Source organism: Brucella oryzae (assembly GCF_041929965.1).
GTDB lineage: Bacteria > Pseudomonadota > Alphaproteobacteria > Rhizobiales > Rhizobiaceae > Brucella > Brucella oryzae.
Map to the genome: position 1 here is coordinate 311,618 of NZ_JBHEEO010000001.1, position 24,843 is coordinate 336,460.

Here is a 24,843-nt window from a genome sequence, read left to right on the forward strand (position 1 = left end):
CTTAAGAAACTTTGAAAACCTGACACTTTCTCCCTAATAACAGCCGGAACAATTCTATATTTCAATCGTTTACCATCCATCATCTGAGACGGAGGTTGCACGTGAATATCTTCAAGCAGACTTGTGTCGGGGCTTTGGCCATGATCTTTGGTGTGACGTCGGTTGCGCCAACCATGGCGGCACCTACAAATCTGGAACGCCCTGTCATCAACCACAACGTAGAGCAGGTGCGTGATCATCGCCGCGCACCGCGTCATTATCGTGGTCATCGACCTAATCGGCCCGGACACTGGAATGGTCATCGCGGCTATCGGCATTATCGCCACGGCTATCGTCGCCATAGCGACGGATGGTGGTATCCCTTGGCGGCGTTTGGCGCAGGCGCGATCATTGGCAGTGCTATAAGCCAGCCTCGCCCCGTTTATCGCGCGCCGCGAATGTCAAATGCGCATGTTCAGTGGTGCTATAACCGCTACCGGTCCTATCGCTCGTCTGACAATACATTCCAGCCCTATAATGGGCCTCGTAGACAATGCTATTCACCCTATTCTCGTTGATAATTGGAAAAGCGCCCCTTGAGGGCGCTTCAGATTGATTACAAACCCCTCGATTTTTGGAAGCAGTCAAAAACGAGGGGTTTTGATTCCGATTTGTTCACGTTCTGAATCTGGGACGTTCCGTGAATCTGAGGTCATTTTGACCCTGCCGGAGGTTTGTCAGCAGTCTGAAGCGCCCCTTGAGGGCGCTTTTTCATATAATTTGCGATGTGTTGAACAGAAACGTGATGGATTTTCAGGTTTCTGCTTCAAGGGACATCTGGACGCCTTCCTTAAAGAGGAATAAGCAAGCCTGAGTCATATCAATGTCGCGGGCAAAATTTTCTCCTTTCCCAACCTTTTGCGACATGAGGAACAACATTCAGAACGTGGATAGTGGAAGAAATATGCTCGACTTTCTCCATATCCAGTTCAGTCCAAAACCGACAATCGCTCTTTAGCTGCGTGCATTACGCGGGCAGAAGAACGATTTCGGCGCAACTTTGAGTTTGAAAATGTCGCATACTACCGTCACAAGTCCCGCCCCCACCAGTGCGCAACGTCTAGCGATGACCGCCCTGATCGTTGGCGGCATCGCCATTGGCAGTTCACCGATCTTTGTCCGGCTTTCCGAGGTAGGTCCGCTCGCAACAGGCTTCTGGCGTCTTGCACTGGCAGTATTGCCGCTTATGCTCGTGGACGGTCACGAGCGTCGCGATGAAAAGGATGCGACACCTCTCACTCTTTCCGATTGTCTGCGCCTCGCCCTGCCAGGTCTGTTCATCGCTTTCGATCTGGGCGCGTGGCACCTGTCGCTGCACATGACATCCGTTGCCAATGCAACACTGCTTGCCAATATGGCGCCAATTTTTGTGACACTCGGCGCTTGGCTGCTTTTCAAGTCGCGCGTGAGTACTTCCTTCATGCTTGGTCTTGCCATCGCAGTCAGCGGTGTCATTGTGCTGAAGGGCGGACCGGGTAAGCTTCTCCAGTCCCAATCGTCCGGCGATGCCATGGCGCTTCTGGCTGCAGTTTTCTATGCCGGATACATTCTTTCGGTTGGCCGCTTGCGCAGCCGCTTTTCCACCATGCGCATCATGCTGTGGAGCAGCGCAATTGCTGCCGTCTTTTCGCTGCCGGTCGCGTATTTCATGGAAGGTCAGATTCTGCCTGCCACGCTCTATGGCTGGCTTATTCTCGCAGGCCTCGCCTGGGTAACCCATGCGGCAGGGCAAAGCATGATCGCTTATGCCCTTGCCTATCTTCCGGCGTCGTTCTCGTCACTCACCCTGCTTCTGCAACCGGTCGTCGCGGCAATTCTTGCCTGGTCTATTCTGTCGGAACCCATTGGCATGCTGCAGGCTCTGGGCGGCATCATCGTAATATCGGGAATTCTGATTGCACGGCGGGGATAAGACATGAAAAAGCCCCGATTTCCCGGGGCTTTTTTGCTGGGGTTAATTAATCAGCCAGCCATTCTTTGATGCGGTCCGGATGGTCCGCGATATATTTATCGACGGCCTTCTCATAGGACGTTTCCTGCGCATCGAACATCGCGGCCTCAAGTTCGCTGATTGGGAGGTTCATCTTGGTCAGCAAGTTCGCAACTTTCGGATTGTCTTCCTTGAAACCTTTGCGTGCAATGGCATCAATATGTTCTGCACCGCCGAGTGCACCTTCAGGGTCGGCAATGTAACGCAGCTTGTATTTGCCGAACATCCAGTGCGGGCTCCACGAAGTTGCCACGAACCAGCCGTCGGAACGCGTGGCACGGTCGACAGTCGTCAGCATGGCTGCCTCACTAGAAATATTGAGCTTGTAGTCCAGCCCGTATTTCTTGATGGCTTCCTGCGACAGGCGAGTAAGGCCTGCGCCCGGATCGATGCCCTGGATTTCGCCCTTCAGCTTCTCGCGCACTTCCGGCTTCTTCAGATCTTCGATAGAACTGATCTCGCTTTCCGGAATGTAAGCGGGAACGATCCAGCCAAGCTTCGCGCCTTCATAGAGCGGGCCGAGGTCTTCGACCTTGTCCTTCACGCGCGCATAGTAATCGGCGTGCGTTTCCGGCAACCAAGCCATCATCATGGCATCGATATCGCCGCGGCTCACACCTTGGTAGAGTGGGGCCACGTCCGTTTGAACCAATTCGACCTTCTGGCCGAGATTGTCTTCAATCAGCTTCTTGGCAAGTTTGGTGACAAATTCAGCATCAGACCAAGGTGCCCAGCCGATTTTAACCGGCTTGCCGTCCTGCGCAAATGCTGCGCCCATGGTCATCGTTCCCGCCACAACTGCCGCCAGACCGAATTTGGTTAGTTTGCCTAACATAATTTCTCCTTTTCGATTGGTATCAGTTCCCATTGTTATTCTTGGTTATAATTTTTGCTTTCGTCAGGCTTCCTGTTTGCGAAAGGATGAGGCGGACTGAACGTCCGCCGTCTTTCTTAAAGATGCGAGCCGCTTGAAAAATCCGGCTCCGCCCTTGCCAAAACTCTGGGTGATACGGTCGAGAATGACCGCGAGAATGACCACTGCGAGGCCTCCCTCAAAACCGAGCCCCACATTGAGGCGCTGGATGCCAGTCAGAACCGTATTGCCGAGGCCACCCGCACCGATCATTGATGCGATGACCACCATCGACAGCGAAAGCATAATCGTCTGATTGATGCCGGCCATGATCGAGGGCATGGCGTTTGGAAGCTGCACCTTGAACAAAAGCTGCCGCGATGTGCAGCCGAAGGCGAGCCCGGCTTCAACGAATTCCGCATGCACCTGTCGTATACCGAGATTGGTCAGACGTACAACCGGTGGCATGGCAAAGATCACCGTCGCAATTGTTCCGGGCACGGCGCCAAGACCAAAAAACATAGCTGCCGGAATGAGATAGACAAATGCAGGCATCGTCTGCATGAGGTCGAGCACCGGGCGCACGATCGAAGCGACCGCATCACTGCGGGCCATGGCGATGCCGAGCGGAATGCCGATCACGACAGCGATAACCGTCGATGCCAGCACCAGAGAGAGGCTTTCCATCGTACCGGTCCACAAAGCCATGTGGATGATGAGACCCAATGCGAGCGCAGTGAATATAGCGAACTTCCATCCCACACGCCACAAAGCGAGTATTGTGAGAATTGCAACCCCGCCAATCGGCGGGACTGCGAGAAGCGCGTTTTGAATACCGTCCGTCACAAAGCCGATGGCGGCTGCAATCATATCGAGCGCAGGCGTAAAGTGATCGAGAATGTAGTTGACCACAACATCCGCCCAGCCGCCGACACTGAAATTCAAATCCATGTTTTACCGTCCATTTCCGTATTTCTTCTGGATTGGACCAATTCTGCCTTCATCAGGCAAAAGGCCGTTGGCGCGCAGATGTCAACCCGCGCGGCCAAGCGTTTCGAGCAATGCCGATTTGCTGATGGCACCGACATAACGGTTCTGGCGATCAGTGACCGGGACCGGCCAAGGGCTTTCCGCCACCTGTGTCAGCAATCCGGAAAGGGGCGCCTCGGCTTCAATAGCAGAGACGCTATCCAATCTCTCACCGCCTTGCACTGCAGCACCTTTTGCCAGTGCGTCACGACTGACCATACCGCGATATGTACGGTCGGCGTCGATCAACACACCGAATGTTTTCCCGCTCGCGTCGAAACGTTCGAGTGCTGTTGCCAGCTGTTCGGGTTCGAAGACGATCAACTCGTCCTCACGCGCCACATCGGCGGCCTTGAAAACGCGCGACACATCAACATTGCGGAAGAAGGAACGGACATAATCATTGGCCGGTGCAGAAACGATTTCATTCGGCGTCCCCACCTGCACGACCTTGCCGTGCTGCATTATGCAGATACGGTCACCGATGCGCATGGCTTCGTCCAGATCGTGGCTCACGAAAATGATCGTCCGGCTATGTTCTGCCTGAAGCCGCTTCAATTCGTCCTGCATTTCAGTGCGGATCAACGGATCGAGGGCGGAAAAGGCCTCGTCCATCAGAAGAATGGTCGGTTCGCTTGCCAAAGCGCGTGCCAGTCCGACACGCTGTTTCATGCCGCCGGAAAGCTGATCCGGCATACTATGGGCATACGGTTCAAGACCGACGGCGGCGAGTGCCTTCAGCGCCTTCTGGTGACGTTCCGCCTCACCCATTCCAGCCACTTCAAGACCGAATGAGGCATTGTTCAGAACCGAACGATTGGGCAGGAGAGCGAAGGACTGAAACACCATGCTCATGTCACGGCGTCGGAGATCAATCAGCTCACGCTTGCTCATCTTGACGATATCGCGACCATCAACCTCGATGGAACCGGTCGTCGGTTCGATCAGGCGATTGAGCAAACGCAAAAGCGTGGACTTGCCTGAGCCGGAGAGGCCCATAATAACGAATACTTCGCCTTCATAGATGTCGAAGGTCGCATCATCGACGCCGACTGTAGCGCCGAGTTCACTGTGAATCTGGGTTTTTGATTTACCTGCGCGCAATTCTTTCATTGCACGCTCCGGATCATCGCCGAAGACTTTAAAAACGCCATTCAAGCTTATTTTCGTCTCAGCCGGCGACTTCATACTTTCTTCCCTGTATAAAATACCATGCATTAAGTTTAACCCCGCTGTGCTGGCGGACTTAATCTCCTTTTCAACAATGACATAACTTCATTCCAACGCAAATTTCTCACACGCGATCTGCGTTCCGCGAACGGCCCGCATGGAATGATTATCGATAGATTGCTTGATTCTATATAGGTCATTTTCCGACATGTCCACCCACAGCCGTGAATTCATCTGAATGCTCCGTCCAGCAACCGTCCCCTTGAATGATTTTTTTGAAGGGTCACACGACGAATTTCGAGGGCTGTTCGCCGCAACTCAAAGCAGGAGGCAATCGACCAGCTTGAGGGCGATAGTAGTCCTCTTCCAGTCGATTATCAGAACGACCTGCGACAAATATGTAATCAGCTGCGACATTGTCCAGATTAGTATAATCCATAATTAAAATGGCTATAATTACAGAAAAATAGTATGATTATACTGTAGAGATAGAATTATCTAGTCTATACATAAAAACGGTGCGAATTGAGCAATCCGCCCCGTGTTGGATGAGGCTTGGCGCCTCGATTTTTCAGCGATAAGCCATATATCCGACAAAGCCAGTGATCTTCCAGCGCGCGCCTTCACGACAGCAAAAATAAAGTGTCTGCCAGTTGAGGATATCGACGGTCCCATCCTTCTTTGCGATCGCTCCATCAAATTTTTTCCGGGCGACAGCGACGTCGCCAGTAATATCGATCACACTCAGATTCGTGGCACGGAAGATTCCGTCTGCTAGAGGTTCAGCATACTCAACCGCCGCACTTTCCCCCGCTTGCCGCAACCATTCATCGCGATAGCTTGCGAGCGTCGGAAATCCCGCATCCCATTTGTCGGGATCGCGATCATTATGTGCATGAATGCCAAGGAAACGCGCCTCATCGAAATCATCAGCCACCAAGGACCAGTCCTGCGATACGAAAGCCTCGATATCGCGCCGTACAAGCATCTCCCAAATCTGCTCACGATCCTTGTCGCCGGCAAACGGATTGGCCGCACCCTTCATGTTACCCTCCCTATTATCTTAACTTTCCACGTGCAGCGACCGGCAGGATATCAATGACATCATCACCCGAAACAAGATGAACCTCGTCAAAGAGATTGGAAACGACGCAGACATGATCTGGAATAATTCGGACTCGCTCGCCAACTTTCAGGTCGGCGACGTCGCCGGTCAGTTTACCGTGCTCCTCACTTAAGCCGATGACACAGGCATCGGGACGCCCCATCACTTCGCCAAAATCGCTCAATCCCAGCGTGTCGCTGGATAAGGCCTTGGAACCGGCATCAATGATCACACGTTCAGAGGTTGGATGGCTGACCACCGTTGAAAGCACCGTAAAGGCGCAGTCATCCACCGTCGCCGCTCCCTTCTGAACCTGATAACGGTCGAAATAGATATAGGTGCCGGGGCGATATTCGGTGACCACACTATCACTGGGTTTACGCCACATATCGGGCGTGCCGCCGCTTGAGATGGTTTCGCAGGGAAGACCATTTGCTTCCAGCAGTTCGCGGGCCGAATAAAGCCATTGCTCGGCCTCTTCCGGTTTTCCCGCTGCAGGATAAGTCATCAGGCCGCCGAAACGCAGTCCTGCACTTTGATCGATGATCCGTGCCAGTTCCAACGCTTCGGCTGGCGTCTGCACACCACAGCGGCCCATGCCGGTGTCGCATTCGACAAGCACTTTCAACGGAGACTTTTTATCGGTGAAACGCACTACCAAACCAGCCAGGGAGATTGAATTATCAACCGTCACCGACAGCGTGATGCGTCGATGCAGGGAGTGAAGGCGATCAAGCTTTTCCTGCCCCAGAATATTATAGGGCAGGAAAATATCCGTTAGTCCAGCGTCGGCCATGACCTCTGCCTCGCCAAGCTTCTGGCAAGTGATGCCCACGGCTCCCGCCTCAACCTGCATTTTTGCAAACATGGGCAGTTTGTGAGTCTTGATATGCGGGCGCAGTTTCACATCCACCGCATCCGCATGGGCCTGCGCCTTGGCAATATTCGCTTTCACGCGATCAATGTCGATGAGGATCGCGGGCGTATCCACCTCGTGAACGGTTTTCGGTCTGGTCATGAATCAGTCTCCCAGCGGCAAGCGCGGATCGTCTATGGTGAGCGTATTGAGGCTATGCTTGATGCGACGCAGGCTTTCCAGCACCTTCGGGCCACGCGCTTCCGCCGTAGCTGTGGCGATCATATCGAGAATGGCGAGCAGCGCGAAGCGCGATGACGTCGGCTTGTAAATATTGCCGTCTTCATTAGCCTGATGAGGAATGAGTACATCTGTCGCCTTGGCAAGATCGGAACCGGCAGGTGTGATCGCCACCGTCTGCGCTCCATATTGCCGTGCGACAAGTACAGCTTCCACCACCGACCGTGCAAAGCCGGAAACAGAGAAAGCAATCACCGTCGTTTCATGGGTGGTGACCGCTGCATACATGCGCTGCAATTGCCCATCGACTTGCGCGTTGACCGGAATGCCGAGCCTGAACAAGCGGTTCTGCATTTCTGTTGCCAGCATGGACGAGATGCCACCGGATCCGAGACAGAGCACAGGACCGCCGGCGGCAAGCCGTTCGGCGACTCTCATCAATACGCCCATGTCGAGCCCGTCGCTGGCCCGCTGGATAGCGGCAACCGCCGCATCGGTCACAGCCGTGGCTATACGGCTTTCACGCACATCGCGGGCGGGTATTTCCGCCGTCAGATACTGGCCACCAATGGCCAGCGCCTGCGCCAGAAAGAACTTGAAATCGCGAACCCCATCACAGCCGAGCGCACGGCAGAAGCGGGTTACCGTAGGCTCGCTGACACCGGCTCTGGCCGCAATTTCCGAGATCGCCGCCTTGGAGGCGTAATCGGGATCAGCCAGCACAAGCGCCGCCAGCCGCCGGTCGGATTTCGACCCGCCCTGCGCCACGACATGCAGCCGCGTGATAATGTCGGCAACCTTGCTCATGGGGTTCAAAGCGGAAGACCGCTATCCTTGTCGAAAAAATGTATGTGTTCGCTCTTTGCAGTTACCGAAACTTGCTCACCGGACGCAAGATGTATGCGCTCACGAAACACAGCTCTTATGGGTTGTCCCGCAATCCGGCCATAAATATGGGTTTCAGGCCCCGTCGGCTCAATCACCTCCACAGTGAGCGTCAGCCCCTTGCCATCCGGCGCGACCGTAAAATTTTCAGGCCGAATACCAGCTTCCACCTGTCGGGTATCCGATGTTCCTGCGCCAACGGCGATTTCTTCGCCCTCATCGGTGCTGAATATCCCTCTCGACACCGTTCCCGGGATGAAACTCATCGACGGCGAACCAATAAAGCTCGCGACAAACTTGTTGGCGGGGCGATCGTAAAGGTCCAGCGGCGTACCGATCTGCTGGATCTTGCCTTGGTTCATAACCACGATCCTGTCTGCCATGGTCATGGCCTCGATCTGGTCATGAGTGACATAGATCACCGTCGATTTCAGGCGCTGATGCAGCGCCTTGATCTCAGTGCGCATCTGCACGCGCAACTGCGCATCGAGATTGGAAAGCGGCTCGTCGAATAGAAATACCGATGGTTCGCGCACAATGGCGCGCCCCATGGCAACGCGCTGGCGCTGGCCGCCCGAAAGCTGACGCGGGTAGCGATCAAGATAGGAATGGAGATTGAGGATGGACGCCGCCCTGTCCACCTTCGCGGCTGCTTCTTCCGACTTCTCCCCACGAATGCGTGGACCAAAGCCAATGTTTTCACGCGCCGTCATATGCGGGAACAACGCGTAAGATTGAAAGACCATCGCGATATTGCGCTTTTGCGGCGGCAACTCGTTAGCTCGCTCCCCGCCGATCAGAAGGTCACCGCCGGAGATGGGTTCAAGCCCGGCCACCATCCGTAAAAGCGTGGATTTTCCGCAACCGGAAGGACCGACCAGCACAAGGAATTCCCCGCTTTGAATATCGAGGTCGACACGGTCGAGAACAGTCAATTGTCCGAAGGTTTTGGTGATGCCGCGCAGCGAAACCTCTTTCATCGGTCAGTTCCCTCCAAGAATATCTTCGATGAAAGGACGGCAGCCCGCAGTCAGTCCGGCATCGACCGGAAGGATCGCGCCGGTAATTCCCGAAGCACGATCCGACGCCAGAAATGCTACTGTTTCCGCCACTTCACGCGTGTCAACGATACGTCCCAACGGATAGAAGCGCTGCAGACGGTCCAGCACGCTCGCATCCTGCGCGATACGGTGATCCCATGCCGGTGTTCGTATCGACCCCGGGCAGACGACATTGGCGCGGACGCCCTTCCTTCCGAACTCAACCGCAATACCGCGCGCAAAAGCATTGATTCCGGCTTTGGCAGCCGCATAAGCCGGGTTTCCGAAATGCAGGAGACCGTTGACCGAGGAAATGAAGACAAAAACGCCGTGTCCGCGCGCCGCCATGGCCTGTGCCATGACATTGGAAAATCCGGAAACCGCAATCAGATTGAGGTCGATCTCAGCATAGATATTGCCCTGATCCAGCCCATTGAAGGTCTCGGCACGGGTCCAGCCCGCATTGTTGATGACAATATCGGGCAAGCCCGATTCCGCTATGATCCGCTTTGCAGCCGGCTCCAGTCCCTCACGGTCCAGTAGATCGAAAGCATGACGCGCATAAAAACCATCGCCGGTCATTGCCTCCAGTGACATATCGCAACCGATCACACGGGCGCCGCGCTCAGAGAACAGTTTGATCAGCGCGCTTCCAACACCACCACCGGCCCCGGTAACCAGCACCGACTTTCCGGCAAATTCGCCTGCTTGCTCCACGCTATTCCCCTTTTATGCGGCAGCTTTCTGCACCTGTTTATTCCCATCAGCGTAAAAGTCAAAATGTAAGTTTGCAACAAAACTTTTTGCTTGAAAGTGCTGGTCAAGCCGATAATGTAAGAAAATAACAAAAATAGATCGTCATCGCACCAATGCGGGCAAAACAAGGGAACGGGAAGATGTCTATCAATAAATGGAAGGCTGGCCTTCTGGCCGGATTGAGCATTCTGGCACTGTCATCGGTTGCGAATGCGGGCGAAGTGCGGATGACGGTTGCGGAGTACAGCTCCAAGACCGGCCCCTATTTCGAGGAGGTCAAGAAGGCCTTCGAGGCCGAGAACCCCGGCATCACGCTCAATTTCGAAATTGTTCCGTGGGATGTGCTTCTGCAAAAGCTGACTACCGACATTTCCGCAGGCACCAATGCAGACCTTTCGATCATCGGCACACGCTGGCTGATTGATTTCGTGCAGCAGGGCATTGCAGAACCGCTCGACAGTTACATGAACGATGAATTCAAAGGCAGATTCATCGAGACCTTCCTGTCTCCGTCGATCCTCGAGGGCAAGACTTACGGGCTGCCTATGGCAGCTTCCGCGCGCGCCATGTATTATAATAAGGATATTTTCGCCAAGGCGGGCATCGAAAACCCGCCCAAAACGTGGGACGAACTCAAGGCCGATGCAACCAAAATCAAGGCGCTCGGCGGAGAGAATTACGGTTTCGGCCTACAAGGCAAGGAAATCGAAACCGACGTTTATTACTACTACGCCATGTGGTCCTATGGCACAGAGATACTGAACAAGGATGGCACGTCCGGCCTCAGCACTCCGGGCGCACTGGAAGCGGCCAAGCTTTACAAATCCATGATAGATGATGGGCTGACGCAACCGGGCGTTACCTCCTATGCCCGCGAAGACGTGCAGAACCTCTTCAAACAGGGCAAGGTCGGTATGATGATTACTGCGCCGTTCCTGTCCAACCAGATCAAGGAAGAAGCGCCGAACCTCAAATATGGCGTCGCGGCCATTCCAGCTGGGCCCACCGGTGCACGCGGTACCTATGGCGTGACCGATTCCGTCATCATGTTCCAGAATTCCAAGAACAAGGAGGAAGCCTGGAAGGTGCTCGACTTCCTGTTCCAGACCGAATGGCGCGCCAAGTTCACGCAGGGCGAAGGCTTCCTTCCGGTCAACAAGGAAGAAGCGAAGATGGATTATTACGTCAACAATGCCGATCTCGCCGCCTTCACCGCGCTGCTGCCGGATGCTCGCTTTGCGCCAATCATTCCGGGTTGGGAGGAAATTGCCGACATCACGTCCAATGCCATGCAGAGCATTTATCTCGGTAAGGGCGAACCTGATGCCGTGCTGAAGGAAGCCGCTGCCAAGGCAGACGCGATCCTGAAGAAGTAACACTCCCCCACCTGCCCGGCAGTACCTTCGCTCTGCCGGGCTTTTTCCTTTTCAGGATTTTGATTGTCGATGCAAAGCCGCACTCTGCCCTATCTCCTGATCCTGCCAAGCTTGCTTCTGGCTGCGGTGGTGATCTTCTGGCCTGTGGTGCATCTCATTGAAATTGCCAGCCATGACGTGAACCGCTTCGGACAGCTACGCGATTTCAACGACGGCGCAAATTTCACCGCGCTTTTTGCAGCGCCCGACTTCCTAAATGCACTCTGGCGCACCGCACTTTGGACCGTCGCCGTGGTTGGCGGCGCGCTGATCGTCTCCATTCCAGTTGCCATCATCCTCAACATGGATTTCTATGGACGCTCGGTAGCGCGCGTCATCGTCATGCTACCCTGGGCGGTTTCGCTCACCATGACAGCCATTGTCTGGCGTTGGGCACTCAACGGCGAAAGCGGAATGCTCAATTCCGCACTGCGTAATCTCGGTATCATCGACAGCAACATTCAATGGCTGGCGAGCGCAGCTACCGCCTTTCCCATGCAGATACTGGTCGGTATTCTGGTCACCGTGCCCTTCACGACCACGATCTTTCTCGGCGGACTGTCATCCATCCCGGAGGATCTCTACGAAGCGTCGTCTCTGGAAGGTGCCAGCCTGTGGCAGCAGTTCCGCGAAATCACCTTTCCGCTGCTCAAGCCCTTCGTGAACATCGCCATCGTGCTCAATACAATTTATGTCTTCAATTCTTTCCCGATCATCTGGGTCATGACACAGGGTGGACCGGCGAATTCCACCGATATTCTGGTGACACATCTCTACAAGCTCGCTTTCCGCCTGGGAAAGCTGGGGGAAGCCTCCGCAGTATCGCTCATCATGCTGGCAATCCTCCTTGTCTTTACGGCAATCTATATTCGCCTTGCTATGCGGAGAGAACGCGCATGACGGGCTCAAAGCTGAAACGCACGATCATCGCCTGGACCATCCTGTCCCCGCTCATCGTACTGACACTGTTTCCCTTTGCGGTGATGTTTCTCACCGCCGTCAAACCGCCACAGGAAGTCTTGTCGCCAACGTGGTGGCCGAGCAGCTTCCGCTGGCAGAATTTTTCGGAAATGTGGGTTCAGACCAAGTTCGGGCAAGCACTTTTGAACTCGCTGTACGTTTCCGTCATTGCTTCCGTCGGCGCCATCATTGTCTCTATTCCCGCCGCCTATGCCATGTCGCGCTTCCGTTTTGCAGGCCATGGTGCATTCCGGCAATTCCTGCTCATTTCGCAGATGATCTCGCCCATCGTTCTGGTGCTGGGTCTTTTCCGGCTGCTCGCCGCCTATGGATTGATTGAAAGCGTCTCTGCGGTCGGTGCAGTCTATATGGCCTTTAACATCGCCTTTACCGTATGGATGCTGCAGAGCTATTTCGACACGATACCGCGTGATCTGGAGGAAGCCTCGTGGATGGAAGGCGCCGGGCGTGGCAAGACGCTGATAAAAGTGTTCCTGCCGCTCTGCCTGCCCGCCATCGCCGTGACGGCTATCTTCACCTTCATCAATGCATGGAACGAATTCGTCGTAGCACTGACCATGCTGCGCAGGCAGGAAAGCTACACGCTGCCCATTCAGGTCTTCTCGCTGGTGGCCGGACGCTACACCGTCGAATGGCATTATGTCATGGCGGCAACCTTCCTTGCCACGCTGCCGGTCGCCATCCTTTTCATCTGGCTCCAGCGCTATCTCATCAAGGGACTGGCCCTTGGAGCCGTTAAATAACCGGAGAAAAACATGTCCAGAAAACAGGTCTTCGGCGCATCGCATGTGCCTCTTTCCCCCGCCGTTCGCGCAGGCGACACAGTCTATATTTCCGGTCAGGTGCCAGTCGGAGCAAACGGCCAGATTGTTGAAGGCGGCATTGAAGCGCAGACGAAACAGGTGCTTGAAAACATCAAGGTTGCGCTCGCACTTGCAGGCGCGACAATGGAAGACGTGGTCAAAACCACTGTCTGGCTGGAAGATGCGCGGGATTTCGGGCGGATGAATGCCGTTTACGGCACCTATTTTCCGAAAGAGCCTCCAGCGCGCACCACCGTCGAATCCCGCCTGATGATCGACATCAAGATCGAAGTCGAGGCCATCGCCTACGCACCACAGAAATAAGCACGTCACCTCCCCGCACAGAGTATCTCCATGCGCATTTTCACCGCATCGCTTGCAACAGAAACTAATACTTTTTCGCCGGTTCCAACCGACAGGGCCTCCTTCGAAATGGCCTTCTATGCCGCACCGGGCAAGCATCCGGAAACGCCGACACTTTGCTCTTCTCCCATTGTGGCACTGCGCAAGCGTGCGGCGGCGGAAGGATTGACCGTCATTGAAGGCACCGCCACTTGGGCGGAGCCGGGCGGCTTGCTGCAGCGGCAGGCTTTCGAGGAATTGCGCGATGAAATCCTCGATCAGCTCAAGGCCGCAATGCCCGTCGATGCGGTCGTTCTCGGCCTGCACGGTGCCATGGTCGCCCAAGGCTATGACGATTGCGAGGGCGATCTTCTGGAACGCGTGCGCGCCATTGTCGGGCCGGATATTCTGGTTGCCAGCGAGTTCGATCCGCATAGCCACCTGACGCCGAAGCGGGTCGAGAACCTCAATATTTTCGCGTCGTTCCTCGAATTTCCTCACACGGATTTTTATGAACGCGGCGAGCATGTGGTCGATCTTGCGCTGGAAACCCTGAAAGGTCGCATTAAGCCGGTCATATCCACTTTCGACTGCCATATGATCAGTGTGTTTCCCACAAGCAGGGAACCGATGCGTTCCTTCATCGACCGCATCAAGGCGATGCACGGCAAGGACGGGATTCTGTCGATCTCCGTCATTCATGGTTTCATGGCTGCCGATGTGCCGGAAATGGGAACCCGCATTCTTGTCGTCACCGACAACGATCCGGCCAAGGGTGCAGCACTTGCAGAAAAACTCGGGCGTGAACTGATCGCCATGCGCGAGCAGACATTGATGACCATGTTCGACACCGATCAGGGCATCGACCGGGCGCTGACTGCCCATGCAGCCAATCCTGCCAAACCTGCGGTGATCGCCGATGTATGGGACAATCCCGGCGGCGGGGTTGCAGGCGACGGAACCTATGTCCTTCACCGCCTGATCGAACGCGGCATCGACAATATCGGCATTGCTACGATCTGGGACCCCATCGCAGTGACCTTCTGTCATGCGGCGGGCGAAGGTGCGGTGATCGACCTGCGTTTCGGCGGCAAATCTGGCCCGCTTGGCGGCGAGCCCATTGATGCGCGTGTGACGGTCATGAAGACCCTTGCCGAAGGCTGGCAGAGTTTTGGCCCAAGCCGCGTGACGCTTGGAGCCTCGGCGGTGGTACGAATTGAAGGCACCGAGATCGACATCATTCTCAACACCAACCGGACGCAGACATTCGAGCCGGATATCTTCTCAAATATCGGCATCGACCCGATGAAGAAGGACATATTGGTGGTCAAATCCACCAATCATTTCCACGCAGGCTTCGTGCCGATTGCTGCCGAGATTATCTATGTCGCGGCGCCCAGCTCCTATCCGAGCAATCCACGCACTACCGATTACCGCAAGCTCAACCGTGCCATCTGGCCGCGTGTCGAAAACCCGTGGTGAACAAACGAAAAAAAGCGCGGGAATTTCCCGCGCTCAGACTGCTGACAAACCTCCGGCAGGGTCAAAATGACCTCAGATTCACGGAACGTCCCAGATTCAGAACGTGAACAAATCGGAATCAAAACCCCTCGTTTTTGACTGCTTCCAAAAATCGAGGGGTTTGTAATCAATCTGAGCGCGGGAATTTCCCGCGCTTTCCTTTGATTAATGAGCCAGATAGGTTGAGATAATCGGCACGTAAGTGACCAGCGCCAGCAGGATGAACAGCGCCATATACATGCTGAATGCCTGGCGGGTGAAATCTCCCACCCTCACCTTCGCAATATTGCAGACCATCAGCATGACCGTTCCGACAGGCGGTGTCAGCGTGCCAATCGACAGGTTGATAATCACGATGATACCGAAATGCACAGGATCAATGCCCAGAGCCTTTACCGTCGGCATCAGAAGCGGCACCAAAACGATCATCAGGGCCGTGCCCTCGATCAGCGCACCGAGAATCAGCAGGATCACGTTGACTGCCAGCAAGAACGCATAAGGATTGCTGGTGAAAGACGAGATAAGCTGCATCAGCGACTGGCCGGCCTGTTCAAGCGAAAACACCCAGGCAAGCGCCGACGACGCCATGATGACCAGCATGACAGACGCAGTCGATTTCGCCGTTTCGATCAGCGAATCCACCACATGCGAGATGCACATTTCGCGATAGATCACGAAGCCGATAATCAGAACCAGCGTAACAGCAACTGCACCCGCTTCCGTCGGCGTGAAGATGTTCATACGGATGCCGCCAATGATCGCGAACAGCAACAGGACCGCTGGCCATGCCGAAGCGAGCGTCGAGACAACTTCGGCTCCGCTCATCCGCTTTTCGCGGCTCGGCTTGTAGCCGCGCTTTACCGATGTCGCATAGGCCGCAACCATCAGGATAACAGCGCCCAGAATGCCTGGCAGCACACCCGCCATGAACATTTTGCCGATGGAAACATCTGCAATCAGGCCATAGATGATGAGCGCGATACCCGGAGGAATGATCGGCGTAATCAGCGAGCCTGCAGCCGTCACCGCGCAGGAAAACGCCTTGTCATAGCCACGCTTGACCATTTCCGGCACCATCATGCGTGTGAGCATGGCGCTATCGGCCAGATTGGAAGCACTGACACCGCCCATCAGGGTTGAAACCATGATGTTGGTGAGCGCCATGCCGCCGCGCATACGACCGACCAGAATTTCCGCGACCTTGATCAGACGCTCTGCAATACCAGTATGCGACATTACTGTGCCAAGCATGATGAAGAACGGAATGGCGAGCAGAGACGTGTTCTGTGCGGGGCTGATAAAGCGCTGTACGGCGATCGCTATAGGCATCGGATTGAAGAAGGTGAAATAGGTGAAGACCGCAATTAGAATGGCCACGTAGAGGCGCATATTAAGCGCGATCAGCGCTAGCATGATGAGAACGATGGTCGTCAGGTTCATGCCTTGCCTCCCGCAAAAGCGGCACGCAAGGATTTGAATGCGCCTGCAAACATATAAAGAGCGATAATGATGAAGCCGACCGGTACAGCGATATCAATCCAGTAATAGGAGACCCGCAGCACATCAGTCACCTTGAACTGAGCAGCAACCGCAAGCTTGTAACCGGCATAGGATACGTAAAGCAGAAACAGCCCCGACAGGATGGAGACGATGGCGTTGACGACATCGCGCACCTTTTCCGACAGCAGATCCACGAGCATCGGAATGGCAAGATGCTGGTTGCTGCGTTCTGCGGCGACACTGCCGAGCATCACGATCCAGATCATCAACAGACCGGCCATTTCCTCGGTCCATTGCAATGGCTGATGCATCCAATAGCGCATGACGACGGCGATGTTGAACATCGCAAGCAGGATGAACAGCGGCACTGCAGCCAGCCATTCGATCAGTTTTTCAAACAGTTTCATCGGATTGAATTCCATGAGCGAACCATGCCGCAGCAACGCCGCGACATGGCAATATCCGAATAAGGATGAATCAGTTCAGTTCGGCCTTGATCTTGTCGTAAAGACCTGGCGACCATTCCGGGAACTGGGTGTAGACCTTTTCAGCAAGCGCCTTGAAAGGAGCACGGTCGACGTCGATGATCTCGACACCGGCTTCCTTCATCTTCTCGATCATTTCATTGTCTTTTTCGATCGTCAGCTTCTGGCTGTAGAGGCCCGCATCATAGGCAGACTCGTGGATCATCTTGAGCTGATCTTCCGGCAGCGTGGAGAAGAAGGCTTCACCGCCGACGATAAGTGCCACGTTGGTCAGATAGCCGACCTTGCTCAGATATTTGGCTTCTTCCTGGAACTTCTGGCCGTAAAGAACCGAAATCGGGTTCTCAACGCCATCGATCACGCCCTGCGCCAGCGCCGGGAAGGTTTCACCCAGCGGCATCGGGGTCGGCGTCGCGCCCATGGCCTCGAAGGTCTTGATCTGCATGACGTTGTTCGGCACGCGGATCTTCATGCCCTTCAGGTCTTCCGGCGTGCGGATCGGCTTCTTGGAAATGATCTGACGAATGCCATAGAGATAGTTCGGCATTACGATGTGAATGCCCTTCTTCTTCAGCTCTTCGCTCTTTTCCTTGAACCAGGGACCGTCATAAACCTTGAACAGCTGCGCCGGATCGTCAGTCAGGAACGGACCATAAAGCACGCCGAGGTCCGGGTCATATTCGGCCAGAAAGCCAACGTCGGAAATGGTCACGACATTGAGGCCCATCATGGCCTGCTCGGTCACATCCTTCTTCGAGCCAAGCTGCGAGCTTGGGTAGAGTTCGAGCGTGATTTCGCCGTTGCTGCGCTTGGCGAGATCATCTTTCCAGTAATGCATTACCTCATCGAAAGGCTCGCCGGGGTTGTTTTCATAGGCAACCTTGATCGAAACATTGGCAGCATAGGCAGCCATGCTTCCTGCCAGCAACATGCTGGCGGCGATCATGCCGGTAACGAGTTTCTTCATCCTTGTCCTCCCATATGGGGTCATTAAACAATTGGCCTTAGAGCCGGTTTCCTCCACTAGCGCCCCACGTCTTCCTTCCCGACGTGGAGCATTTGCTTCGATTTCAGTCGCGTTCGATGATGATCTTCAAAACATTGCGATCACCGTCCCAATAGGGAAGTGCCGCTTCAGCTTCGTCGAACGGAAATATCTTCGAGATCAGCTTGTCGGCATCCGCCCCAAGCTTTTCCAGATGCGCAATGACGGCCTCAAAATCGATGAGCGTCGCATTGCGCGATCCCATGATGTCGAGTTCCTTCAGGTTGAAGAACTGCGTCTGGTAGGTGACGGGCGCCTTGGAATAGCCCACATAAACTACCCGGCCCGCAAAGCCCGCAAGATCGACAGCCTGCGTGAAGGTGATCGGTAAGCCAACCGCTTCAAAAGCAACGTCCACACCGTCGTCATTGGTCAGTTCCTGAACCTTCGCGACAACATCCTCACCGCCCGGCAGTGCGTGCGTTGCTCCGAATTGCAGCGCCAGTTCGCGCTTTTCAGCGCTTGGGTCAATGGCGACAACCTTCGCACCGCGCGCAAGCGCGCCGATGAGAACGCCCATGCCAATCATGCCGCAACCGAGAACAGCAACCGTATCGCCTGCCTGAACGCGTCCGCGCTCGACGGCATGGAAACCAACCGAAAGCGGCTCGACCAGCGCCAGATGACGAGGTGCCAGCGTATCGTTCAGGATCAGCTTTTCGGCAGGCAGCACGATCTGGTCAGCCAGGCCGCCATTTTGCTGGACGCCAAGCGTCTTGTTATATCGGCACGCATTAAGCCGACCTTTGCGACAGGACGAACATTCACCGCAATTCGTATAGGGTAGCACGATGACCCGCTTGCCTTTGGCGTAGGCAGCACTGACGCCCTCTCCGGCTTCCATGATCTCGCCGCCGATTTCATGCCCCGGAATACGTGGCAGTTGCACCAGCGGATTAAGCCCCTTGAAGGTGTTCAGATCGCTGCCGCACAGACCCACATGCCGAACCCGCACACGGACTTGACCGGCCAGCAACGGCGCTTCGTCGATTTCTGCAAAACGTGTGACGTTTTCGCTCTCGATACGCAGAGCTTTGACCATCGAATTATTCCTGTCAGTCGTCATTAAAGAAAGGGATCAGGTTACGGCGCCGATCTGCCAAGGCACGAATTCGTTGTCGCCATAGTCGTAGACTTCGCTCAACGTCTTCTCGCCGGATGCGACCGCGATGATATGTTCGAAGATGCGGGTGCCGGACTGTTCGATGGTCTCGTCGCCGGTGACGATACCGCCGCAATTGATGTCCATGTCTTCCTTCATGTGCTCGTACATTTCGGAATTCGTGGCGATCTTGATGCAAGGCGAAGGTTTAAAGCCGGAAACCGAACCACGGCCAGTGGTGAAGCAGATCACGTTGCAGCCACCGGCTACCTGTCCAGTCACCGCGACGGGATCGTAACCCGGCGTATCCATGAAAGTGAAACCTTGTTCCGTGACGGATTCGGCAAACTCATAGACGGCCTTGAGCGGCATGGAGCCGCCCTTGGCAACTGCACCGAGCGACTTTTCCAGAATGGTGGTCAGCCCGCCGAGCTTGTTGCCATGCGATGGGTTGTTGTTGAGCTCGTCGCCATTGCGCGCCGTGTAATCACGCCACCAGTCGATGCGCTGCAACAGCTTCTCCGCCACCGCAGGCGTTACTGCGCGACGGGTCAAAAGATGTTCGGCACCGTAGATTTCCGGCGTTTCCGAAAGAACGGTCGTGCCGCCATTGCGCACGATAAGGTCCGAGGCATAGCCCAATGCCGGATTGGCCGAAATGCCGGAATAACCATCCGAGCCACCGCATTCCAGCGCCACTTTCAACTTCGACAAGGGCTGCTTAGTTCGCACCGCCGAATTGACCAGCGGCAGCATTTCCTTGATCTCGGCTATCGCATGATCGATGGTTTTGCGCGTGCCACCATGCTGCTGGATCGTCATAGTGCGCAGGCGTGAGCCTTCTTCCATGCGATAATGTTCCAGGATCGGCGCAATCTGGTTGGTTTCGCAGCCAAGCCCGATCAGCAATATGCCGCCGAAATTCGGATGCTTGGCATAGCCCTGAATAGTGCGTGTCAAAAGACGATAGCCTTCCGACTTGGTGTTGAGCGCACAGCCGCTGCCATGCGTCAGCGCCACGACGCCATCGACATTGTCGAAACCATCGAGACCGCCCATGCGGTTGAAATAATCGGCGATGTAACGCGACACCGTGGCCGAGCAATTGACCGACGAAATCACGCCAATGAAATTGCGTGTGCCGACACCGCCAGCGCCCCGGTCATAGCCCATGAAATGACGACGCTCCGCCTCCGGCAGCATACCGCGTTCATCGATATCGATGGAGAACTGATGCTCGTGTTCGGAGGGCAGCATGGCGAGGTTCTGCAAATGCACATGCTCGCCTTGCGCAATGTCCTTCGTCGCTACGCCGATCACCTGACCGTATTTCAGGACTTCCTTGCCTTCCGGAATATCGCGAATGGCAACCTTGTGTCCGCGTCCGATCAGTTCGCTGGCCCTGATCCCGTCAAGACCGATCGGATCACCGGCGCGAACCGAAATGCGCGCAACCGCAACATCATCCGACGGATGCAGCAGAATAACCGGCGCAACCGCTGTATCAACGGATTCATTCATTTGTCTGACCTCACTCCCAAATCGTCCCGGCTAATCACTCGCTGGGTTCGTTATCCATCCAACGCTGCTTGGATCGGTCCAGATGCGTTCGCATGGCTGCCTGCGCCTGAAGCGGATCCCTCGCTTCCAGCGCCGCATAGATCGCTTCGTGCTCGGCCAGAGCCAGAGCCCATGTATCGTTATCCTCGAAGCGCGTCCTGATATGCGACGTCAGCGGACTATGCCGCTCGTCAAAAAGGTCGCGCACGATGCGCACCAGCACGGAATTGCCCGATTGCTCGGCAATGAGCAGATGAAACTGCCTGTCGAGCTCAATCGCCTTGCGCCCAGCATCGACATTCACCTTCATTGCATCAATCGTTGCGCGCAATTCGGCCAGCGTCTCGGGCGTCATGCGCGCACAAGCCGTGACAACCACGCTGCCTTCGACCATTTCGCGTGCCTGCATGATTTCGAGTGGGCTCTCGCCGATGGAAGCGCCATGCGAAAGCGAACGCTTTTCCGACTCTGCCGTGACGTAGATGCCGGAACCCATGCGGATTTCGACATTGCCGGCGATTTCGAGAGCAATCAGCGCCTCGCGTAGCGAAGGCCGCGACACGCCAAGTTGCTGCGCCAGCTCGCGTTCAGCTGGCAGCCTGCTGCCAGCAGGAAACTGGCCGTCCTGGATAAGGCTTCTCACCCGATCTGCGATCTGCTGATAAAGCCTGCGCGGTTCCGCAGTTGCCGTAAAATCGCTCATAGCACTCCCAAATCCGCCTCTCCTCGAATTGGCCTTACCATATTTCCAACCGGACAGAAGCGCAATATGCTTAAAAACCCGGTTAATTGCGGCAAATCGCGCATTTCAACATGTGGAACCAAACCAATCGTTCGATAAAGAATCCTACTGGCTTGACCAATTTACCGTGCATCGCTTAGTTAAAACCAACGATTTATGGGAGAAGGTCATGCACGAAAAGCCAGCGATCCTGCAGTTCGGCACCAGCCGTTTTCTGTTGGCTCATGCCGATTTCTTTGTTTCGGAGGCGCTTTCCAAGGGCAAAGCCATTGGGACAATTGCCGTCGTGCAAACGACTTCAAATCCGCAGAGTAGCCAGCGCATTGCCGCTTTGAACGAAAGCCGCAGCTATCCCGTAATGATCCGTGGGCTTGTCGACGGCAAGCCATCCGGGACAGAACATCAGGCGAAGGGCGTTACCGTTGCCTATTCCGCGCATCACGACTGGGCGGCGATTCTCGACCTTGGCGCCAGCGTCGATGTGATCCTCTCCAATACCGGCGACAAGGGCTACGAACTCGACAGAAGCGATGACAGCTCCCTTCTTGCCAATCCGGATGCTTTGCCGAAGAGTTTTCCGGCCAAGCTTCTGGTGCTTTTGCATCATCGCTGGCAGCACAATTTCGATGCGCCATTGTCGCTGTTTCCCTGCGAGCTGATCTCGCGCAATGGCGACAAGCTGCGCTCGATCCTTATCGGCTTGGCCCATGACTGGAAAATGCCGGACGGTTTCGTGCAATGGCTCGAAACCCGGTGCATCTTTGCCAACAGCCTGGTCGACCGCATCGTTTCCGAACCCATCGAACCGATCGGCGCCATTGCCGAGCCCTACGCACTCTGGGCAATCGAGAAGGCCGACGGTCTGACGCTCCCTTGTGAACACGACGATATCGTCGTCACCGACGATCTTGCGCGCTATGAGCGCCTGAAGCTCTATCTGCTCAATCTCGGCCATACATTCATCGCGGAACAATGGCTCAAGGGCAGCCGCCCGAAAGATGAGATCGTGCTGGAAGCCATGCAGGACGAGACGATCCGGAACGAACTGGAAGCGGTCTGGCGTGAGGAAGTCCTGCCGGTATTTATTGCGGACGGCATTGGCGAACAGGCCGAAGCTTACGTGGCTTCGGTGCGGGAGCGGTTCCTCAATCCTTTCCTCAAACATCGCATCGCCGACATTGCCTCGAACCACGAGGAAAAGAAGCGCCGCCGGTTCGCGCCGGTCATTGCCCGCGCGGCGGAACTCGGCCTCGATCTGGAACAGCGTCGCCTGAAGGCGGCTGTCGGCTGATCCAGTCGTTGAGTTCTATTTCAGCGCGTTCGAGCGCGCTGTAGTTCAAAAGCTTGCGCAAAAGCGCAACCGTCACGGCACGAGCCCGGAGGTTGAAACGCCCTTCCTCCGGCTCCCCCTTCTCCTGATAAACACCAAGCTTTTCATAGAGTTGCTGCAATCTGTTCTGAACGCTTCTCAGCGACAGATTGCGGCGGCGCGCAATAACGCGATCCGTCAGCCCCAGCGCGATATCGACCAGAATTTCATATTCACTTTCGCTGAACCCACTGGCATGCCCAAGACTTTTTTGCTGCAGACCGCGCACTTCGCGATCAATGACGCATTGCGCCTCAACGAAGATGCTGCGCAATGCCAGCCGCAGCTTGTCATCGGACGCCGATTTCAACACATAGCCATAAGCCGCACCTGCCGGCACGATGCGTGACACACCACGCACATAGGCCTCATCGGCATAGTTCGACCAGAATAGAATGCGCGTTTCAGGATTCTCCTTCCAGATGGTGCGCGCCGCCTCGATGCCGTTGCGCCCGTTCATCTGCAGATCCATGACGATATGAGCCGCACGATGCTGACGGGCCAGCTTCTCACCTGCCGAGCCGTTGTCGGCTTCCAGAACATCGCTGCACTCAGGCAATGCTGCACGCACCGCCTCGCCAAGATAAGCGCGATGCAGCGGGTCATCTTCCACAATCAGAATATGCATTTTACCCTCCGGCCTCCCGGCACATCTCTGCAGGCAGATGGATCGTCACGCTGGTGCCGCCACCTTCCCCGTTTTTCCTGATAGCGAAACTTGCAGAAATCAACCGCGCGCGCGTACGCATATTGTCGATTCCATGCCCACTGCTAGGACGCTGCATCTGGCGATCCATGCCGATACCATTGTCTGCGACCTCCACATGCAGTCGGCCGCCCTTGTTGCGAAACGTTACGCGCAACCGGCTGGCGTGGGCGTGACGGATTGTATTATTGATTGCTTCCTGCACAATGCGGAACAGCGAGGTCGCAACCGTTTCCTCCAGCCCGTCAGCCATGCTGTCGCTATGATCGTCCAGCGTCCATTCGATGGACGAACCGCTGTCACGCACCGAACGATCAAGATGATTTTCCGTCGCCTGCACAAAACCGAATAACTGAAGGATCGAAGGCTTAGCTTCTTCAATGATTTGCCTGAGATCGTGCATGCAATGCTGGAGCCCGCGAAACAGCGGTTCAAGCTGCTCGCCTGAGAGGTCGGGAGCATGCGTAAGCCGTTCCACGTGGCGCGCAAGGCGAGTCAAGTCGGCCAGCGTCTGATCGTGCAAATCCATGCCTATGCGATGGCGCTCCGTTTCCAGCGCCTCGGTCAGTTTAAGAGCGCCGAAACGCAAGCCTTCTTCGCGGGCACGCGCTTCCGTTTCCACGATAGCAGAACGTTTGGCCTGCTCCGCAGCACGAATTGCGTAGAAATAAGGCGCAAGCAGATCTGCAATCGACTGAGCGTTTTGCACGTCCCGCATGGTGTAGCAGGCCGATATCAGGCTGGAACAGCTCAGCGCTCCGATAATATCGCCCTGTGCCTTGAGCGGAACATGGACGCGCCCCTTGAGATCATGCTCGATGATCGGGCTGGAAAACGAGCCTTCGAAATGAAAGCGCGGATCGGTGCGCGCATCGTCGGTCAGGAGATAACCCGCTTCGCCTGACAATAGGGTGCGGATCGGACTGCCGGACAGAAGCGCTGGCGGATTGCGGCTCCAGGCAGTTGCTATACCGGCCTCATAGGCAATGTGGAACTTGCCATCGAGCATCTTGATGCAAACGTCGAGATGATCGTAGGGCAGGATGCAGGCAATTTCGGTCGCTACCGCCTGAATAATGGAATCGAAGTCGAGTTGTCCCGCCAGCAATCTGGAAATATTCAGATAGTGGTCGAGCAACCGTTGGGGCGCGAGTTCGGCCAAGCGTTTCTCCTCCAAACGCAAATTGCTCATGAAGCTATAATACGCCGTGATATCCTCAGTGCGTCTTGCGGGTTCCCGCAATTTTGCTGCGCGATCCCGCAGCTCAGTTGCTTCTTTCGGCCTTCACAGAAGGCTCCTCTTCTTTCA

At 55.4% G+C, this 24,843-nt stretch carries 24 protein-coding genes; 8 read left to right on the forward strand and 16 right to left on the reverse strand.

Annotation, left to right across the window (positions count from 1 at the left end):
* Positions 1 to 101: 101 nt before the first annotated feature.
* On the forward strand, positions 102 to 557 hold the full coding sequence (locus JNC70_RS01430) for a BA14K family protein (protein ID WP_104754788.1): 456 nt from the start codon (positions 102 to 104) through the stop codon (positions 555 to 557).
* Positions 558 to 1,051: 494 nt separating this feature from the next.
* On the forward strand, positions 1,052 to 1,951 hold the full coding sequence (locus JNC70_RS01435; protein ID WP_374788523.1) for a DMT family transporter: 900 nt from the start codon (positions 1,052 to 1,054) through the stop codon (positions 1,949 to 1,951).
* A 46-nt stretch (positions 1,952 to 1,997) separates the two neighbouring features.
* On the opposite strand, the gene JNC70_RS01440 is transcribed toward JNC70_RS01435, so the two are convergent.
* The 8 genes from JNC70_RS01440 to JNC70_RS01475 all read right to left on the reverse strand — a co-directional run bounded on the left by JNC70_RS01440 (position 1,998) and on the right by JNC70_RS01475 (position 9,924).
* Complete coding sequence (locus JNC70_RS01440; protein ID WP_211693140.1) at positions 1,998 to 2,864, reverse strand: glycine betaine ABC transporter substrate-binding protein; 867 nt, start codon at positions 2,862 to 2,864, stop codon at positions 1,998 to 2,000.
* 63 nt (positions 2,865 to 2,927) lie between these two features.
* A complete protein-coding gene (locus tag JNC70_RS01445) occupies positions 2,928 to 3,833 on the reverse strand; it encodes an ABC transporter permease (protein ID WP_211693139.1) in 906 nt (301 codons plus the stop codon).
* Between the two features lie 81 nt (positions 3,834 to 3,914).
* Positions 3,915 to 5,099, reverse strand: coding sequence for a glycine betaine/L-proline ABC transporter ATP-binding protein ProV (gene proV / locus JNC70_RS01450; protein WP_374788524.1), 1,185 nt, complete (start codon positions 5,097 to 5,099; stop codon positions 3,915 to 3,917).
* A 553-nt stretch (positions 5,100 to 5,652) separates the two neighbouring features.
* Entirely contained in the window at positions 5,653 to 6,126 is a 474-nt protein-coding gene (locus tag JNC70_RS01455) for a hypothetical protein (protein ID WP_374788525.1), read from the reverse strand.
* Positions 6,127 to 6,139: 13 nt separating this feature from the next.
* A complete protein-coding gene (locus JNC70_RS01460; RefSeq protein WP_374788526.1) occupies positions 6,140 to 7,204 on the reverse strand; it encodes a D-TA family PLP-dependent enzyme in 1,065 nt (354 codons plus the stop codon).
* A gap of 3 nt (positions 7,205 to 7,207) precedes the next feature.
* Positions 7,208 to 8,089, reverse strand: a complete 882-nt coding sequence (locus JNC70_RS01465; RefSeq protein WP_211693135.1) for a MurR/RpiR family transcriptional regulator — start codon at positions 8,087 to 8,089, stop codon at positions 7,208 to 7,210.
* 5 nt (positions 8,090 to 8,094) lie between these two features.
* Positions 8,095 to 9,147 (reverse strand): ABC transporter ATP-binding protein, encoded by a 1,053-nt coding sequence (locus tag JNC70_RS01470; protein ID WP_374788527.1) that lies wholly within the window; start codon positions 9,145 to 9,147, stop codon positions 8,095 to 8,097.
* 3 nt (positions 9,148 to 9,150) lie between these two features.
* Positions 9,151 to 9,924 (reverse strand): SDR family oxidoreductase, encoded by a 774-nt coding sequence (locus tag JNC70_RS01475; RefSeq protein ID WP_374788528.1) that lies wholly within the window; start codon positions 9,922 to 9,924, stop codon positions 9,151 to 9,153.
* A 179-nt stretch (positions 9,925 to 10,103) separates the two neighbouring features.
* On the opposite strand from JNC70_RS01475, the gene JNC70_RS01480 reads away from it, so the two are divergent.
* From JNC70_RS01480 to JNC70_RS01500, 5 genes are all read left to right on the forward strand, one after another.
* Positions 10,104 to 11,339, forward strand: a complete 1,236-nt coding sequence (locus JNC70_RS01480; protein WP_211693132.1) for an ABC transporter substrate-binding protein — start codon at positions 10,104 to 10,106, stop codon at positions 11,337 to 11,339.
* 69 nt (positions 11,340 to 11,408) lie between these two features.
* Positions 11,409 to 12,278 (forward strand): carbohydrate ABC transporter permease, encoded by an 870-nt coding sequence (locus tag JNC70_RS01485; RefSeq protein ID WP_374788529.1) that lies wholly within the window; start codon positions 11,409 to 11,411, stop codon positions 12,276 to 12,278.
* Complete coding sequence (locus JNC70_RS01490) at positions 12,275 to 13,102, forward strand: carbohydrate ABC transporter permease (protein ID WP_374788530.1); 828 nt, start codon at positions 12,275 to 12,277, stop codon at positions 13,100 to 13,102. The genes JNC70_RS01485 and JNC70_RS01490 overlap by 4 nt, the downstream gene beginning before the upstream one ends.
* A 12-nt stretch (positions 13,103 to 13,114) precedes the next feature.
* Positions 13,115 to 13,486 carry a RidA family protein gene (locus tag JNC70_RS01495; protein ID WP_104757586.1) on the forward strand — a complete coding sequence of 124 codons (372 nt, stop codon included), beginning with the start codon at positions 13,115 to 13,117 and terminating at the stop codon, positions 13,484 to 13,486.
* Between the two features lie 30 nt (positions 13,487 to 13,516).
* On the forward strand, positions 13,517 to 14,986 hold the full coding sequence (locus JNC70_RS01500; RefSeq protein ID WP_374788531.1) for a M81 family metallopeptidase: 1,470 nt from the start codon (positions 13,517 to 13,519) through the stop codon (positions 14,984 to 14,986).
* 204 nt (positions 14,987 to 15,190) lie between these two features.
* On the opposite strand, the gene JNC70_RS01505 is transcribed toward JNC70_RS01500, so the two are convergent.
* From JNC70_RS01505 to JNC70_RS01530, 6 genes are all read right to left on the reverse strand, one after another.
* Positions 15,191 to 16,465, reverse strand: a complete 1,275-nt coding sequence (locus tag JNC70_RS01505) for a TRAP transporter large permease (protein ID WP_374788532.1) — start codon at positions 16,463 to 16,465, stop codon at positions 15,191 to 15,193.
* The gene (locus JNC70_RS01510) at positions 16,462 to 16,932 is read right to left on the reverse strand and encodes a TRAP transporter small permease (RefSeq protein ID WP_245414785.1); all 471 of its coding nucleotides are present in this window, start codon (positions 16,930 to 16,932) and stop codon (positions 16,462 to 16,464) included. Before JNC70_RS01510 ends, JNC70_RS01505 begins: the two co-directional genes overlap by 4 nt.
* Positions 16,933 to 17,002: 70 nt before the next feature.
* Complete coding sequence (locus tag JNC70_RS01515) at positions 17,003 to 17,977, reverse strand: C4-dicarboxylate TRAP transporter substrate-binding protein (RefSeq protein ID WP_012093254.1); 975 nt, start codon at positions 17,975 to 17,977, stop codon at positions 17,003 to 17,005.
* Positions 17,978 to 18,080: 103 nt separating this feature from the next.
* The gene (locus JNC70_RS01520) at positions 18,081 to 19,097 is read right to left on the reverse strand and encodes a zinc-binding alcohol dehydrogenase family protein (RefSeq protein WP_104756759.1); all 1,017 of its coding nucleotides are present in this window, start codon (positions 19,095 to 19,097) and stop codon (positions 18,081 to 18,083) included.
* A 36-nt stretch (positions 19,098 to 19,133) separates the two neighbouring features.
* A complete protein-coding gene (locus JNC70_RS01525) occupies positions 19,134 to 20,678 on the reverse strand; it encodes a D-arabinonate dehydratase (protein ID WP_104756760.1) in 1,545 nt (514 codons plus the stop codon).
* Between the two features lie 34 nt (positions 20,679 to 20,712).
* On the reverse strand, positions 20,713 to 21,420 hold the full coding sequence (locus JNC70_RS01530; RefSeq protein WP_061346972.1) for a FadR/GntR family transcriptional regulator: 708 nt from the start codon (positions 21,418 to 21,420) through the stop codon (positions 20,713 to 20,715).
* A gap of 208 nt (positions 21,421 to 21,628) precedes the next feature.
* Here JNC70_RS01530 and JNC70_RS01535 point away from each other — a divergent pair, with 208 nt between their 5' ends.
* Complete coding sequence (locus JNC70_RS01535; protein ID WP_104756761.1) at positions 21,629 to 22,750, forward strand: mannitol dehydrogenase family protein; 1,122 nt, start codon at positions 21,629 to 21,631, stop codon at positions 22,748 to 22,750.
* On the opposite strand, the gene JNC70_RS01540 is transcribed toward JNC70_RS01535, so the two are convergent.
* Positions 22,683 to 23,456 (reverse strand): response regulator transcription factor, encoded by a 774-nt coding sequence (locus tag JNC70_RS01540; protein WP_104756762.1) that lies wholly within the window; start codon positions 23,454 to 23,456, stop codon positions 22,683 to 22,685. The genes JNC70_RS01535 and JNC70_RS01540 overlap by 68 nt on opposite strands.
* A 1-nt stretch (position 23,457) precedes the next feature.
* Entirely contained in the window at positions 23,458 to 24,696 is a 1,239-nt protein-coding gene (locus tag JNC70_RS01545; protein WP_104756809.1) for a GAF domain-containing sensor histidine kinase, read from the reverse strand.
* Positions 24,697 to 24,843: the final 147 nt, after the last annotated feature.